This is a genomic window from Streptococcus sp. 2022WUSS037, assembly GCF_044427225.1.
GTDB lineage: Bacteria > Bacillota > Bacilli > Lactobacillales > Streptococcaceae > Streptococcus.
Map to the genome: position 1 here is coordinate 1 of NZ_JAOTGJ010000037.1, position 15326 is coordinate 15326.

Genomic DNA, 15326 nt, shown 5'->3' on the forward strand with positions numbered 1-15326 from the left:
ATAACAGATGCTTCAGTAATACTGCCCGTTTTCTCACAGTATGCGAGAACTTTTTTACGAAAATCTAATGAATATGCCATAAATACATTATACCACAAATGTACTGTTTTTGTTTCATTTTACTATATATAGCTCATGATGAGGATAGCTCTCAAACGTGGTGTTTGTATTGCGTTAATAGCTTTCAAAATCTCATTAGCCTCGTTTGGTGCTTCACGTTGCCCTTGCCCTTGTAGTCTTCAAGGTCAAACTCAAACAGCTTTATGGTCCAATTCTCATCTACCTGTATCAAGTCACGATCGAGAATAGCTACCCGACACCAGTGTTTAAACTCTTTTAGTTTTCTTTTTGCTAGTTGTTTGCTCAAGTTCTTCCAGTCCTTTCTTGTGATAGTCATATAGGCTACTCTGGGAATAGTAGGGCAGTGTCCGCTTAATCATTGGCCAAGAATAGCCGTTTATGTACTTCAACCGCATTATCAGACTTACAAATGGGTCAGCGATTGCATCTATTCGGGCGGACAGTTCGCTATAGTCAGCATACAACTGTGCTAGGTCAGTTTCTAGTTGCTCAATCTTCTCAATCCGTTTGACAACCTGGTCTTCTGTAGTGTTCTTTTTGGAACGTGTTACCCTCTGGCTTTGATAGTCTGGTGTGTTGATAATGCCAGCTCTCAAGGTTTCAATTTCTCGCTTCTTTGCCTGTACCAGCTTTTCAAACTTTGCTAACTGTTTTAGATTCATGACATACCTCCATCAAGTCGCATCATGACCAACCCCAATAGTCCGCAAAAATTTCTGTAATTCGCTCCAAGCGTTTCTGTGTAGATTTCAAGCTTGAGCTTGTGAGTTCGGCGACTTCTTCGGGCGTGTGTTCGTGTATCCAACGTAATTCAAACACTCGTGTCATTGTCTCGTCTAAGGTCTTTAGCGTAGCTTCTACGGCTCTTTTTTGGCACTCTAGACCTTTTAGCTTTATATCACTGTCAAACCGTTCTACAAGCCATTCTGTGCGTTTGTTTATTCGGTTGACCTTGCTAGCTCCTATGTTGATGTCTGTCCTATGCTCTGTTTCAATTTCTAGTTTTCTTCTCGCTATTCGATTGGGTAGATACTTGTATCGTAGTAGAATGCGGTCAAGAAACTTATATTGGGTATTTTTTGACAACTTCAAGCCCTCCGTGTGATATAATAGTTTCGGGTATTATTCACAGAGTCAGTACGAGCAGTGCTGGCTTTTTTAGTCATTTCTCTAAGTTCGCTCGGAGTTCAATATGTTATTTCCTCGGGGTTCACTCGTGGTTCAATAAGTTGTTTCCTCGGAGTTCATCACGCGCCACCTCGCCAAAACCTTATCTTTTTTAAGGCTGCCGAAAGTGCCGAATACCTCCCTAGATTTTACTTATCCAACCTAGCCTAAACCTAATCATTTTCATTCATCTAACTTTAAGTATTATATAGCGTTCGGATATTCGTGGTTTTGAAAAATCAAAAAACGTTCCGTATTTTTGCGTTTAGGGGTGCAACTTATAACCTCGTAAACACTTGATAGTAGTAGCTTTTTAGCTCCCAACCGTTCTGCCTTTATTTGTTTTGTAAAGCGAACGTTTGTAGTGTTTGTCCGTTTTGGAAATTGACAAAGTACTTCACCTAGATAACCCTCTCAGCCAATAGTATTTATTCCGCATCTTCAGCAATGATGGCTCGTAACTCTTCAACCGTCAAATCTTCAAATGGATTATGAGGTGCAACGGATACCGTACCATCATGTTCAAGTTTTGTCTTGGTCTTAAATTCGTCATCTTTCCGTTCCAAGTACCATTTTGAAATAGCCACGTCCCCGTCTTCTATAGCGTTAGATATATTTAACTTAGCCCGTGTTTTCACACGTTGCTTAAGCAACTCTTTTCGGTCAAGAAAACCAGGATTTTTATCGCAATAATCATAAAGTGTAGGTTTACTGATATCGGCATAAAGACAGGCTTCTTCGTCGCTTAAACCTCTTAAAAATGCTTCCTCTAATTTCTTTACCGTTCCTTGCGTCATCTTGGTTGGTCTACCACCTTTATTTTTTACCATGCTACTCCTCTCTAATCTTAGCACAAAAAGAGGCGGTCGCCTCTCTCTGCTATTCTGCTCACTGCGTGTCTGGACAATCATCATCCCACACGCTACTGATGATTATCAATAATGTCTACCAACAAAATAACCAGTACTATCACGTACAATATAACCATCACGGATAGCCCATAAAATAAACAAATACATAAAATCTTTGTAACTAGCCACCTTATAGATAACTTCTTCATATTGAAACTCGTCCCAGTTTGAAATATATGACATCTTCCCCGTTGCGGGGGTCATTAGGTCAAGTTTATACTTTTCAGCCGTTTCAAAAATTTTTTTGTTCCGTCTACTTATCCCTTTATGATTGGATAGTAGTACTCGTTCAGATTTTCCATAGTTGATGCCTTGCCATGTCTTTGTATCCGGGTTAAATACTAGCACCCGTCTAGCCTTATCCCAAACATACCTCATAGGCTCATTCTTGGCTAACCAACCAGCCATGTCTTCTTTTTTTTGAAAAGGAGGCATATACTCAAATTCTAAAAAATTCTTATCTCTAATCACTTAATGCACCATATTTTTATATGTTAACTGTCATCCCCATGGCAAAAAATTATTTTTTATTTTTCGCTTGTGGAAGTGCAAGGGACCAGGATAAAGGGGCGGACTCTAACGCCCCCTTTTCCTTGTCACTACTTCCACACTTAACATCCGCCGGTCAAACTACTACTGACGCTAGGCTGTAGTAGTCAATGTCCCTATTTTAACTCATGTTAATTTAACATCACTTAACATTACTTAACATCTTAGAATTATCAAGGTTTTAGGCTTGTTTTTGGTAAGTAACATTAGTTAAATTAACATGAGTTAACACAGCTTAACAAAGCATGTATTTCCATGTTAAATTGATGTTAATTAACATGTTAAATTTAACCTAAATTTAACACGATTTTAACGTTAATTAACATCGCTTAACATACATACTGTGGTCATTTTATTATAGTATATCTTGGTATCGTCCATCTATGATTGCTATGGTATTATATGCCTTTTTCTTCCATGTTGCGATTGTCTGACGAGATACTCCCAGATACTCAGAAAGTTCTTTTTGGTTTGGATAATACTCATATTTATCAAAAAATCCATGTATTCCGTCAGTTAATTTCGCAGTAAAAACTTCTCTCTCATTTTCTTCCTCGATTGTGCTTCGAATTCTCTCATCAGAAATTTTTAGACCAGGTTCATGAAATTCTAATATTTTGGTATCATCGTGCTTCAATATTGGATAATAAAAAAGGTTGTTTGTTGCCTCCTTAGGTGGAAAAGAATTAGAAACTGTTTCTAAGCGCCAATAAGTACGATTTTTTATAGGATTATCTAGCGCGTGAAACTTGTCAAAAATCCCTGTTTTCGTTTCCTCTGGAAGTGAAATTAAAGCAGTTTCTAAATGCTCAAACAGTTGTTCGCTGTTACTATCAGCTCTTTCAAGGTATTTATCGGTTACGTTCATTAGATAATACCTTTTATTATGAGTGTTCAGAATGTTTTTGGAAAATTCCCATACAGCTAATAACCGTTCTCTTCTTAATAATTCTGGATCTAATTCCAATGGGATTAGTTCTATTAAACTGTCACAATAATTAAGAATATCGGACCACTCAGCCATGGCACGCGCCTCATCATTTCCAATAGGTCTATGACTATGACTTTCTGTAAAAATAACGCATGAATTAGTTTCGCTGGTTAATCGGTTCAGCTCTACTAACCTATTTTCTTTTTGCCATGTTGGCGTAGGTATATTATCCAATGAGTCAATAACTACCGCCCTATAATGCTGCGTATTCATTGCTTGAATAATATCATCAACTAGATTGGAAATTCCTTGAGTAACTTCAATATTCAAGATATCTATATTGCTAACAGAAGTACGATCTAACTGCAGATGTTCAAGTGCTTTATTAAACCTTACTATACACTCCTGTTTTGATATGTTCAAATTGACGTACAGAACTTTTGAAGTATTGCACTGCCAACCTAGCCAATTAAGGCCGTAGGCTACTGATACAGCTAAGTGAATAGCTAGACTGGTTTTTAAAGAAACTTTTGGGGCTGAAATAGCTAGTTTTTGTCGCCTTCTTAATAAGTCTTTAATCAAACTAGGTTCTAGCATGATTTGTTCATTTGAAAGCTCTGACAATCTAATAATTTTATGTTGTAAAGGTGTTGTATCTGTCGTCATTTATTTCTCCGTTTCTTTTTCAGCTTCTTCAAGCGCTGCTGTTCTTTGATATGCTCAAAGGTTGGGCGACGGTCTTTCATGTTGCTTTCTCGTCCTATTCGTAGTCCGTTTAGTGCTGGATGTTTTAGATGTTTACCGCCCATTCTCTACCCCCAAAAATATTAGAATATCACTGACCCTATAAAAGATTTTTCTAGTGTCCTCTATTGGTGGTTGGTAGCGTCTCAGCCCATTCTTTTCCCACCGTTGCAAAGTCTTGTACTCAATATCTAGTTCATCCTTCAACTGTTCGGCGGTCATTAGTCCAAGTATTCTTGGTTTGACTTTCTCACGCGCATCCAGATACTTACCAACCATATCCAGCAAGCCGTGAGTTAGATTCTGCTCGCTCTCTCTGCTTAGGCTAAACATCTCGGTACTTCCTCCAATCTTCTAAGTCAGCAGTCAAAAGCGCGTGGATACGCTTATGTTCTTGGTCGTATTGGCGTTGGAGTGGTAGCACCCCTGCAAGCCGTTCTACTTCATTCTGGGGGATATAGTAGCCCCCTAGCTTGTTATCACGTCCGCCACATACTGGAATACCATAATCAACTATAAGCTGGTGTATATGCTCCCGAATGGTTCGGATGTCCAAACCTGTCAGCCTTTCTATGTCTGGCGCAGTGATTGGCAATTCCATTCCAAGCGGTAGTAGCTTGAAAACTTTATAAAGATGTTCTGGTAGTCGATTTTCTGTCATGCCTGTACCTCCAGACTTGCAATTTTGTATTTTATCCAAAGCAACTTATCATCATGAGCCATAGCAAGATACTCCTGCATTTCTTCTGGTGTTGTGTGTTTGAGTATAATTTCAGCAATGTATTCAAGTTCTGCTTGTGTCATGTCTGTCCTCCTAGTTGTAGTATCTGCCCTGTGATTGAATATAAGCCCCATAGTTCGCATTTGTCAGCGGTCTGGTATCTTTACCCTCGGTCTTGATTTTAGGCTCTATATCAAGCTGAAAAGTGCCCAAACCAACGCGAAACCATAGAAAGAGGTTCAGCGGTGTAAAGATTGCTATCAACGTCAAAGCTGTTTCGATTGTCATTTCTTGCATTTTTTAGCCTCCTCCTTGGCTATTTTTTTCATATGCTCAAAATCTTGTAAGGCTAGTTTTAAGTACCACATCGGATTGCCTACCTCTACCTTATCCTCATATCCAGCTTTAAGAAGTAGCATCCTAGTGCGTTCGATTCTTGAAACGAAACCATTCAAAGCAAGTTCTATCGGTGTCAAATCACCATATGGAACTCGTACAACATCCTCGTGAAAGTGTTTCAGCATGATGTCGGTTAGATAGTGCAATGTCCATCCTGTTTCATGATCTAGCTGATATACTTTGCTGATGACTGCCTCTAGCTCTTCCGATATTGCAGCCTTTACGGGTGCGTATTCATTGCTAGATGCTTCAAAATGGATTATCGTATCTCTGTTACTATCTTTCATATGTTTTTTACCTCGTTTTTTAATGTGTCTGTGTGATGACCCTTTAGGGCTTTCTCCGTGAGTTGAAAAGACTTTGCTTATTGGTTCTTTACTATACGTTTTCTTTTCCTAGCCTAGACTATTCCCAGCGGTTGCCCCCGCCCAGACTTACCAGGTTGCCCCCTATGGTCGTGTAAGCCCGTGCCAAAATAATAGCCTAGCTGTGTGTGATTTTCTTAGGGTGGTTTAGGTTGCCCTGGGTCCATAGCTGCCTAATGGCGATACCAGCACCTAATACTTTTCTGCTCCAGTTTTAAGGGTTAGCGCCCCTCTGTATGGTCAAAGTGTCCTAGATATGCTATAATCTAGCTATAAAACTTTTACTAAAACCCTTACGGCTTGCCTGCTGATTTGTGTTTTAGTCATTTTTTTCAAGGCTTGCTACTTTGGTCGGTTGCATAAGCCTTTTTTGTTGTCGTTTTTAACGTTCTCTACAGCCGTTTTCAGCTCTCAAAATCTTCTCTGGTATATTTATGTTTCAAATCGCTGAAAGTGCTATCTTTCTACTCTCCTGTGTCGTAAAATCGATTCTAGCTATAATCTCCTCCGTCTGATGAATATAACCATAGGAAAAGCAGTAACAAGCCGATTAGTATTCCCATCGTCAGTCCTCCTTTCACGCGCCTTGTGGTGCGTTTTTTAATGATCTGAATACCATTGTCTTTATGTCTTGGTAAGTCATGCCAAGGTTAATCATAGCAATAGCCATGTCCTCTAATGCTTGGTATCTGATCAGCTCTTGACTGGTTAGGCTGTCAATACCTGTCTTACCGCCACGTTTTGCTACTAACTGCTTTTTGTTCATCCCAGTAGTACCTTTGAGTAAAAGATTTGTAACGGTGCTGTGCGCGTGTCTGGGTCTCGCTTCCCAGTTCTCTATGCTGTCGTGTAGAGTTTTGCGCTTAGGCTTTTCTAGTGCCCTCTGGTAACGGAATTGTGCCACCTCGTCCCGCATTTCAAAGAATGCTTTGACTAGGTTTTCCTTAAAGTTTGCGACTTGCTCGGTATTCTTTAGAAACGTGATCAGCAATGTTGCTTGTTGTTCGTTTAGAATATAATCTTTTGACTGTTGCCCACTCTCCATAGCTTGGATTTTAAATCCAACCTTTCCGAAACGTTCAAAGCGTTCAAGATTTTTTCTGATTATACGTGTAACAGTGTGGTGTTGCACCTCTGCACATTCTGCCACTATGCTACTCAATGTATACGGCTCTTTCCGTCCGTCCATGTAGACTAATTCCATTGACTAACCTCCAATCACTGACACTAGCTTAGCCACTCGCTCAAGACCTGCGGTGATGTCTGCTAGGTTATCCATTTCCTGCACCTCAGCAATCTTATTTTTGATATAAGTTAAGTCGCTGATACCTGGTAGGGGCTGGGTTGTCGGTTGGTCTTGAATTAGTTCGCCTTGCATGTAATAGCCTTGTGTTCGGATTTCTTTCAGAATGTTTTTGACTACTTTCTTGAATTCTTTGGCTTTGGGTTTGCTTGATCTCATAAGTACTTCATAGAGTCCATGCTCAGTTAAAAACCAAACTTGCTGACCACTACGAAAATTTTTCGTATGTCCCTCTAAAGCTGTTCCTTTTACCTTTTCGTCTTCATCTACTTTTTTTAACATAGATTGAACGTCATAGTAGCCTTGACCTGTTTTCGCATAGTCAATCATTTCAGCAATGTCCCTAGCTCTAAATAATGGATCTTGTTCAGTGCCATAAATGTCTAGCGGTTGCCCATGGAAATTATCAGTTCGGATAACTTGTAAATAGCGTCCGTTTTCATTAACTTCTTCAAAAATACTTACCTGTGTTGTCATATTCTGTTTAACCTCTCTATAAAGTTTATTCAGCTTCTGTCTGCTCTTTGGGCTAGGGTTGTGCTTGCCTGTAGCCCACTTGCCAACGGTGCGCGGATCTGTTCCAATACGCTGGCCAATAGCAACCAAGTTCAAACCGTGGTCACTGCGTAGCTCTTCGATGACCTTGCTGTAATTCCTCCGCATTGCTTGCTCCTTTCTAGTCTTCTGGTGTTAGCAGTTCGTCAATGGTCACGCCCAAATAGTTTGCGACTTTCTGAAGCGTTTCAATATCTGGCTTCTTGGTGCGTTCGTAGTACAAAGCTGTCAAAGTACTCTTAGAAATGCCTGTGGCCTCTGCAACGTGTGAAACTTTCTCACGTCGTTTTGCTAACAATACACGCATATTGTTTTTCATGGTCTTTGCTCCTTTCTTTTTTTTATAAACCAACCTGAATAGATTGAAAGGTGTTGTGGTTGGTTATGTTGTACTTTTTGTGCAACTCTTGTTGCTGGTTTTGATTATATTGCACTTTTTGTTCATTGTCAATACTTTTTTTTGAAAAAGTTGTATTTTTTGTTCACTTCTTTAATTTTTAATGCTATAATCACAATTGAAAGGTGTTGAAATTGATGAATAGATTGAAAATTTTACGCAAAGAAAAAGGCGAAACTCAAGACCAGGTTGCAGAAATAGCTGGAGTGAGTAAACGCTCTTACATATATTGGGAAAACGGTGAAAGACAAATCAAACCAGACAAAGCTCAGGCACTAGCTGACCATTTTGGAGTAAGTGTTGGGTATCTGTTGGGGTATAGTGATTTTAAAAATAATCAAGAACTCGTCCAGAAAATCCATGCTGATTTCCCGAAGGATGTTGCTTGGAAAGTAAGCGGTTCTGTTGTAAAGTTCGGAGAATTACCTCTTGAAAAAATTAATCAAACATATGGAGAGAGTCTTTCTGCATCATTGATTAATCTACTGGGGTTGCTCTCTTTTCACGATAGGGAGTTAGAAACAATCTATAAATTCTTAGCACTTGGTCCTGGTCAACAAGAGGTCATCCATGATTTAACTGTCAAACTATTTAATTTAAATAATTCAAATTCTGACTAGCTCACCTACCTGCTCATACGCCACCGTAGCCCCCTCACCACGTTCAAACACTCCTCAGGTATATTTACCCTGCCACAATATTCCACGCTCTCAGGGGCGTTCTAGTGGGCTGTGTAGGGTTAGAAAAGGTGAGATTTCCTAACAGTGAAAAATTAGTCAGGTTTTATCAGTTGTTGAAAAAAGTCCGCATAAGTCTGCATTAAAAATGTTAGCTTTTGTTAATAGCTGAAAAAAAATAAGGTTTTGTAAGGTTGTATATTTTAGCAATTTGTCAGCGCGTGATACTATCATCGTCCAAGGCAGTAAAATACCGTATAATTCCAGTCTATTTTGATACTATCCTACGTTTCTCGCATTCTGGGACAGTAAAACGCAACATAATGCCGTTAAACCATTTGACAACTGAATAAAGGGGTGCTATACTTGGGGTAAGATGATGAAAGGATTTCACTTTGACAAGTAAGTCCAAACAAAAAGCCCCCAACGGTCCGAACGTTGAGGGTTTTTATTTTGCCCCGAAAGGCTTTACTTGTTGCGGTTGTTTAGCCAATACTCAAACAATGCTGTTAGAATACCAACCAACAAAGGCAAAAGAAACGTGATGATGATGGTTTCATTTGACAAGTAAATCACCTCCCTTCAATAAAATCCGGGGGCTTGTCTATCATATCAGAATATTATCCACCCTGTCAAACGCTCTAAAACGCCCATATTCGCATTTTAATCTTGACCGATATATATTACCCTACTAAGCCAAAATAAACGAAAATGGGGCTGTTCTCGTAGCCCTGCGCATGATATAAAACCTTTACGGCTTGCCTGCTGATGATAGAAAGGGAATATCATGAAAATAACTGAGGTAAAAAAGAAAGATGGTAGCATTGTCTACCGTGCCAGTGTTTACCTAGGAGTAGATGCCATCACTGGTAAGAAAGTCAAGACTAATGTCACGGGCAGGACCAAGAAGGAGGTTAAAAACAAAACTCAGCAAGCTATTGCAACTTTTAAAACAGACGGGGCAACACGCTACCAAAGTGCTACCATAACCAATTATCAAGAGTTAGCAGAATTGTGGTGGAATAGCTATAAGCACACAGTAAAGCCAAATACCCGTGGGAATGTCAAAGCACTGTTAAATAGGCACGTCATTCCACTATTCGGAGCCTATAAGCTCGATAAACTGACGACCCCACTCCTCCAAAGCATCGTCATCAAATTAGCAGACAAAACAAATACAGGGGAAGCTGTTGCCTATCTGCACTATGACAAAATCCACGCGCTGAACAAACGTATATTGCAATACGGTGTTGTTATGCAAGTTCTGCCATACAATCCAGCTCGGGAAGTCATATTGCCCAGGAACGCAAAAAAAGCCACTCGGAAGAAGGTAAAACACTTCAACGACGAGCAGCTTAAACAGTTTCTTGACTACTTGGACAGCTTAAACTTAACCAATTACAGAAACCTCTACGAAGTGACTTTATACAAGTTTCTATTAGCCACTGGTTGCCGTATCAATGAGGTGCTGGCACTGCACTGGTCAGATATTGACTTGAACAACGCCACGGTCAGCATCACAAAAACACTAAACCGCTATGGATCAATCAACTCCCCCAAGTCAAACGCCAGCATCCGCGATATAGACATCGATAACCAGACGGTAGCCATGATGAAAGAATACAGACGGCGACAGATACAAGAGGCTTGGACCCTCGGACGTTCTGAAACGGTAGTATTTTCCGACTTTATCCATGACTATCCTGAGGATAAGACTCTGGGGAACAGGTTGACCACACGCCTGAGGAATATCGGACTGCCTAACATCGGCTTTCACGGTTTCCGCCACACGCACGCTAGTTTGCTGCTTAACTCCGGAATACCCTACAAGGAACTTCAGCATCGTCTTGGTCATTCTAGAATATCAATGACCATGGACATCTATAGCCACCTCTCAAAAGAGAGGGCAAAAGATGCTGTTACATTTTATGAAAAAGCCCTTGGAAACCTCTAAGGGTGAACAAAAAGGTGAACAAATTCAGTTTACAGGACTTTACACCACTGTAAAACACCTTGATACGACTGGTTTTTTAGCACGTTAAACACAAATCATACCTTTTTGTGATATAATATTCTGTAACGAGGTGACTTATGGAATTTAAAATATTTGATGACTACATCACATTACAAGCATTGCTAAAAACGACTGGTATTCTCCATTCAGGAGGTGCCATTAAAGGATTTTTAGAAGAAAATACTATTCTTTTCAATGGAGAAGAGGAAAAAAGACGCGGTAAAAAAATCCGCATCGGAGATGTTATCACACTCCCAGACCACAACATCAGCATCACAATCGTCGCTCCTAGTGCAGAGGAAATCAAACAGCACCAAGAGGATCAAGCTGAAAAAGAACGTGTGGCTGCAATCGTTAAAAAGCTAAATCAAGAAAATAAAAAGAATAAGAAACAGGTAAAAACTCCTAAAAAAGCAACTAAAAAGACTGAAAGAAAACCTGTTCGTTTCCCTGGTATGTAGACATGTGGCTAGAACGATTAGAGTTACAACATTTTCGCAATTACAACCAATTAGATATTGAGTTCCACAAAGGGCTCAATGTCTTTTTAGGCGAAAACGCCCAAGGAAAAACCAATATTCTAGAATCTATCTATGCTTTAGCTTTAACACGAAGTCATCGAACACGAACAGATAAGGACCTACTACAGTTTCAAGAAAAGGAATTATCTATTTCGGGTTTACTCCATCGCGCAAGCGGTAAAGTTCCACTTGACATTCACTTGACAGATAAGGGGCGAGTGACCAAGGTCAACCATCTCAAACAAGCAAAACTTTCTAATTACATTGGACATATGAACGTCGTCCTATTTGCTCCAGAAGATTTACAGCTGATAAAAGGTGCCCCTGCTTTGAGAAGAAAGTTCATCGATGTCGAGCTCGGGCAAATCAAGCCGCTCTACCTCTCTGATTTGACTAATTACAACCACACTCTCAAACAACGTAATGCCTACCTAAAATCCACTGATAAAGTAGACGAAATCTTTCTATCTGTACTTGACCAGCAACTAGCTGAATATGGCAGTCGTGTCATCCAACATCGACTTGATTTCCTCGAAAAACTAGAGGAATTTGGAAACAGGAAAGTTCAGGAAATATCTGGAAGTCGGGAAGAATTGACAATCAAATACCAATCCTCAATCGGATTGACAGATGATTTCAATTTAATTGACAAATTCTTGACAGAGCTTGAAAAGTCTCGTAAACGTGATTTATTTAAGAAAAATACAGGAGTTGGACCACATCGAGATGATGTAGCTTTCTTTATAAATGGAATGAATGCCCATTATGGTAGCCAAGGTCAACACCGCAGTCTCGTTCTATCAATCAAACTGGCTGAAATCGAGCTGATGAAAGAAGTCACACGAGAGTACCCAATTCTACTCCTAGACGATGTTATGAGTGAGCTGGATAATAATCGCCAAATCAAGCTACTAGAAACTATTACGGATACGATTCAAACATTTATTACAACGACATCTTTAGACCATTTACATAAGCTACCTGATAGTTTAAAAATCTTCCATATTGAGTCTGGTAAGGTTACTGAGTCAGAATAAGATTATTTACACTATTGTCAATAAAATTTACAAAAAAGTAAAGACCCTGTCAAGAGGGTCTTGTTTTTATTTACTGTACTGAATAGTTTGGAGCTTCGTTTGTAATTTGAACATCGTGTGGATGGCTTTCTTTCAAACCAGCACCTGACATTTCGATAAATTGTGCATTTTCATGCAATTCATTCAAGTTACCAGCACCTACATAACCCATACCTGAGCGAAGTCCACCAACCATTTGGAAAATCATATCTGCAACAGAACCTTTATAGGCTACACGTCCTTCAATTCCTTCTGGAACAAGTTTGTTGGCTTCATTGACAGATGCTTGGAAGTAACGGTCTTTTGAACCTTGTTTCATGGCTGCGATAGAGCCCATACCACGATAGGTCTTGAATTTACGACCTTGGAAGATTTCTGTTTCGCCTGGTGCTTCATCTGTACCAGCAAACATAGAACCAAGCATAACGGCATGACCACCCGCAGCAAGTGCCTTGACAATATCTCCTGAATACTTGATACCACCGTCAGCAATAATGGTTTTACCATATTCACGCGCAACACCAGCTGCATCATAGATAGCTGTCACTTGTGGTACACCAACACCTGCAATGACACGTGTTGTACAGATTGAACCTGGGCCAATACCGACCTTGACAACATCAACACCAGCTTCATAAAGAGCACGAGCTCCTTCAGCTGTAGCAATGTTGCCGGCAATCAAGGTACGAGTTGGGAAGTGATCACGGATTTCTTTGATCTTACGAAGAACACCTGCTGAGTGACCATGAGCAGTATCGATAACAATCGCATCAGCACCCGCTTCAAAAAGGGCTTCTGCACGTTCAAAAGTATCTGATGTGACACCAACAGCACCCGCAACCAAAAGACGACCAAATTCATCCTTCGCAGCATTTGGGAACTCAATCACTTTCTCAATATCTTTGATGGTAATCAAGCCTGACAAACGACCATTTTCATCAACCAATGGCAATTTTTCAATACGATGCTTGTGAAGAATAGACTCCGCAGTCGCAAGATCTGTTCCAACTGGCGCTGTTACCAAAGCATCGCTTGTCATGTTGGTCGAAATTAGCTGTGAATAGTCGGAAATGAAACGCATATCACGGTTGGTAATAATACCGACCAACTTACGATTTTCTAATGTTTCAACGATTGGCACACCGGAAATACGATAAGTAGCCATCAATTTCTCAGCTTCAGCAATGGTGTGTTCTGGTGTTAAGAAGAATGGATCGATAATAACACCATTTTCAGAACGTTTTACCTTACGCACCTCATCAGCCTGCTCTGCGATAGACATATTCTTATGGATGACACCCAAACCACCTGCACGCGCCATAGCGATAGCCATTTTGCTATCTGTTACGGTATCCATGGCAGCAGAAATAATCGGAAGATTAAGGGTCAAATTTGGTGCTAATTGTGTTTTTAAATCAATATCATGTGGTAATACATGACTTTCAGCCGGAATAAGTAATACATCGTCGAAAGTAAAGCCTTTTTTCAAAAATTTAGTGTCCCAGTTTGACATTTTCTTCCTCTTTTCTTATTTAATATGTAGCGTGATTGCTATTTGTATTTTAATTATGATAACATTTTGAAATCATTTGTCAATCATTATTCGCTTTAATATCATCATTCCTAAAAATTCAGAAAATTCTATTCAGTTTTATATATAAAATTCGAACGTTTGTTTTTTGCCACGTCGTAAAATAAATGAAAAAAGCAACATTTTTTCAACATTGCTCTTTTATTGTTAACCTTATTTAAAATAGTTAATTCCCATAGCTGATTTCACTTGGTCAAGAGTTGTCGCAGCAACTTGGCGAGCTTTTTGGCTACCTGCTTCCAACATTGCATAGACCTGTCCCATATCCTGTGCAAACTCCAGACGGCGTTCACGGATTGGTCCTAATTCTCTCTCTAAAATGTCCAGCAAATAACGTTTGGTCTTCACATCGCCCAAACCACCACGTTGATAGTGCTCCTTCATAGCCTCAATCTCAGCCCTATCTTCTTCACGCCCAAAAACGTCAAGATAGTGGAAAACCATGTTTCCTTCAATCTTACCTGGGTCTTCAACACGGATGTGGTTGGGATCAGTGTACATGGACATGACTTTCTTCTTGAGCGTATCCATGTCATCTGCCAAGTAAATCCCATTTCCAAGTGACTTAGACATCTTGGCATTACCGTCCAAACCTGGCAAGCGACCAGCTGCCTCATTTTCAGGATAAATGCCCTCCGGCTCTACCAAAATATCAGTCTGGTAAGCATGGTTAAAGCTACGAACGATTTCACGAGTCTGCTCAATCATCGGTTTCTGGTCATTTCCAACAGGGACAAAATTTGCCTTGAAGGCTGTAATGTCCGCCGCTTGAGACACAGGATAGACCAAGAAACCAGCTGGAATTCCTTCGCCAAATCCCTTCTGAGCAATCTCAGTTTTTACAGTTGGATTGCGTTCTAGACGTGCAACAGATACCAAGTTCATGTAGTACATGGTCAACTCTGCCAATTCAGGAATTTGACTCTGGATGAAAATCGTTGTCTTAGCTGGATCAAGTCCTGCCGCTAGATAATCTAGTGCTACGTTTCCAACGGATTCAACAATCTTTTGCGGTTCCTTTGCATGATCTGTCAACGCTTGTTGGTCTGCTAAAAAGACAAAAAGTTCATGTTGACCTGCATCCTGTAATAAAACACGATTTTTCAACGAACCAACATAATGTCCAATATGTAATTTGCCTGTTGGACGGTCTCCTGTTAGGATAATCGGTTTACTCATAAAATATTCTCCTTTTACATAGTCATAACCACCCGTGAAAACGGGTGGCTTGTACACCGGCTGTAAGCCGTTTCTCTCCAGCGACGTCTAAAGACGTTCGCTGAACTTCGTTCAGGTTAGTGCTATAATTACTTGACTAATGCCC

21 protein-coding genes are annotated in these 15326 nt (G+C 40.0%); 4 read left to right on the forward strand and 17 right to left on the reverse strand.

What is annotated here, in order from left to right; all coding sequences use genetic code 11:
- From ODU55_RS10145 to ODU55_RS10210, 14 genes are all read right to left on the reverse strand, one after another.
- Nucleotides 1-80, reverse strand: an 80-nt coding sequence (locus tag ODU55_RS10145) for an IS630 transposase-related protein (protein WP_226314317.1), incomplete at its 3' end; no start/stop codon positions are given.
- 246 nt (nt 81-326) lie between these two features.
- Entirely contained in the window at nt 327-743 is a 417-nt protein-coding gene (locus ODU55_RS10150; protein WP_398582741.1) for a hypothetical protein, read from the reverse strand.
- 22 nt (nt 744-765) lie between these two features.
- A complete protein-coding gene (locus ODU55_RS10155) occupies nt 766-1167 on the reverse strand; it encodes a transcriptional regulator (protein ID WP_398582742.1) in 402 nt (133 codons plus the stop codon).
- A 509-nt stretch (nt 1168-1676) separates the two neighbouring features.
- Entirely contained in the window at nt 1677-2045 is a 369-nt protein-coding gene (locus ODU55_RS10160; RefSeq protein ID WP_398582743.1) for a hypothetical protein, read from the reverse strand.
- A 138-nt stretch (nt 2046-2183) separates the two neighbouring features.
- Nucleotides 2184-2630, reverse strand: coding sequence for a hypothetical protein (locus tag ODU55_RS10165; RefSeq protein WP_105154026.1), 447 nt, complete (start codon nt 2628-2630; stop codon nt 2184-2186).
- A gap of 433 nt (nt 2631-3063) precedes the next feature.
- Nucleotides 3064-4305, reverse strand: coding sequence for an AAA family ATPase (locus ODU55_RS10170; RefSeq protein WP_398582744.1), 1242 nt, complete (start codon nt 4303-4305; stop codon nt 3064-3066).
- A gap of 132 nt (nt 4306-4437) precedes the next feature.
- On the reverse strand, nt 4438-4716 hold the full coding sequence (locus ODU55_RS10175) for an XRE family transcriptional regulator (RefSeq protein ID WP_398582745.1): 279 nt from the start codon (nt 4714-4716) through the stop codon (nt 4438-4440).
- A complete protein-coding gene (locus tag ODU55_RS10180) occupies nt 4709-5044 on the reverse strand; it encodes a hypothetical protein (RefSeq protein ID WP_398582746.1) in 336 nt (111 codons plus the stop codon). The genes ODU55_RS10175 and ODU55_RS10180 overlap by 8 nt, the downstream gene beginning before the upstream one ends.
- Nucleotides 5041-5187 carry a hypothetical protein gene (locus ODU55_RS10185; protein WP_162841144.1) on the reverse strand — a complete coding sequence of 49 codons (147 nt, stop codon included), beginning with the start codon at nt 5185-5187 and terminating at the stop codon, nt 5041-5043. Before ODU55_RS10185 ends, ODU55_RS10180 begins: the two co-directional genes overlap by 4 nt.
- A gap of 10 nt (nt 5188-5197) precedes the next feature.
- The gene (locus ODU55_RS10190) at nt 5198-5401 is read right to left on the reverse strand and encodes a hypothetical protein (protein WP_029188904.1); all 204 of its coding nucleotides are present in this window, start codon (nt 5399-5401) and stop codon (nt 5198-5200) included.
- Nucleotides 5389-5790 (reverse strand): hypothetical protein, encoded by a 402-nt coding sequence (locus ODU55_RS10195; RefSeq protein WP_398582747.1) that lies wholly within the window; start codon nt 5788-5790, stop codon nt 5389-5391. The genes ODU55_RS10190 and ODU55_RS10195 overlap by 13 nt, the downstream gene beginning before the upstream one ends.
- Nucleotides 5791-6445: 655 nt before the next feature.
- A complete protein-coding gene (locus ODU55_RS10200; RefSeq protein ID WP_398582748.1) occupies nt 6446-7072 on the reverse strand; it encodes a Rha family transcriptional regulator in 627 nt (208 codons plus the stop codon).
- 3 nt (nt 7073-7075) lie between these two features.
- Nucleotides 7076-7834 (reverse strand): BRO family protein, encoded by a 759-nt coding sequence (locus ODU55_RS10205; protein WP_398582749.1) that lies wholly within the window; start codon nt 7832-7834, stop codon nt 7076-7078.
- 13 nt (nt 7835-7847) lie between these two features.
- Nucleotides 7848-8045: a helix-turn-helix transcriptional regulator gene (locus tag ODU55_RS10210; protein WP_024386186.1), complete on the reverse strand. Its 198-nt coding sequence runs from the start codon at nt 8043-8045 to the stop codon at nt 7848-7850.
- Nucleotides 8046-8260: 215 nt separating this feature from the next.
- Between ODU55_RS10210 and ODU55_RS10215 the strand changes: the two genes are divergently transcribed.
- Complete coding sequence (locus ODU55_RS10215; protein ID WP_398582750.1) at nt 8261-8743, forward strand: helix-turn-helix domain-containing protein; 483 nt, start codon at nt 8261-8263, stop codon at nt 8741-8743.
- A 525-nt stretch (nt 8744-9268) separates the two neighbouring features.
- On the opposite strand, the gene ODU55_RS10220 is transcribed toward ODU55_RS10215, so the two are convergent.
- Complete coding sequence (locus tag ODU55_RS10220; RefSeq protein ID WP_141668697.1) at nt 9269-9367, reverse strand: type I toxin-antitoxin system Fst family toxin; 99 nt, start codon at nt 9365-9367, stop codon at nt 9269-9271.
- 220 nt (nt 9368-9587) lie between these two features.
- Here ODU55_RS10220 and ODU55_RS10225 point away from each other — a divergent pair, with 220 nt between their 5' ends.
- The 3 genes from ODU55_RS10225 to recF all read left to right on the forward strand — a co-directional run bounded on the left by ODU55_RS10225 (nt 9588) and on the right by recF (nt 12372).
- The gene (locus tag ODU55_RS10225) at nt 9588-10754 is read left to right on the forward strand and encodes a tyrosine-type recombinase/integrase (protein ID WP_398582751.1); all 1167 of its coding nucleotides are present in this window, start codon (nt 9588-9590) and stop codon (nt 10752-10754) included.
- Nucleotides 10755-10891: 137 nt separating this feature from the next.
- Nucleotides 10892-11275 carry a S4 domain-containing protein YaaA gene (yaaA, locus tag ODU55_RS10230; RefSeq protein WP_398582752.1) on the forward strand — a complete coding sequence of 128 codons (384 nt, stop codon included), beginning with the start codon at nt 10892-10894 and terminating at the stop codon, nt 11273-11275.
- Nucleotides 11276-11277: 2 nt separating this feature from the next.
- The gene (gene recF / locus ODU55_RS10235; protein ID WP_398582753.1) at nt 11278-12372 is read left to right on the forward strand and encodes a DNA replication/repair protein RecF; all 1095 of its coding nucleotides are present in this window, start codon (nt 11278-11280) and stop codon (nt 12370-12372) included.
- 70 nt (nt 12373-12442) lie between these two features.
- Here recF and guaB read toward each other — a convergent pair whose 3' ends face one another.
- Both guaB and trpS read right to left on the reverse strand, forming a co-directional pair.
- Nucleotides 12443-13924: an IMP dehydrogenase gene (gene guaB, locus ODU55_RS10240; RefSeq protein WP_398582754.1), complete on the reverse strand. Its 1482-nt coding sequence runs from the start codon at nt 13922-13924 to the stop codon at nt 12443-12445.
- 231 nt (nt 13925-14155) lie between these two features.
- Nucleotides 14156-15181, reverse strand: a complete 1026-nt coding sequence (gene trpS, locus ODU55_RS10245; protein WP_029171262.1) for a tryptophan--tRNA ligase — start codon at nt 15179-15181, stop codon at nt 14156-14158.
- Nucleotides 15182-15326: the final 145 nt, after the last annotated feature.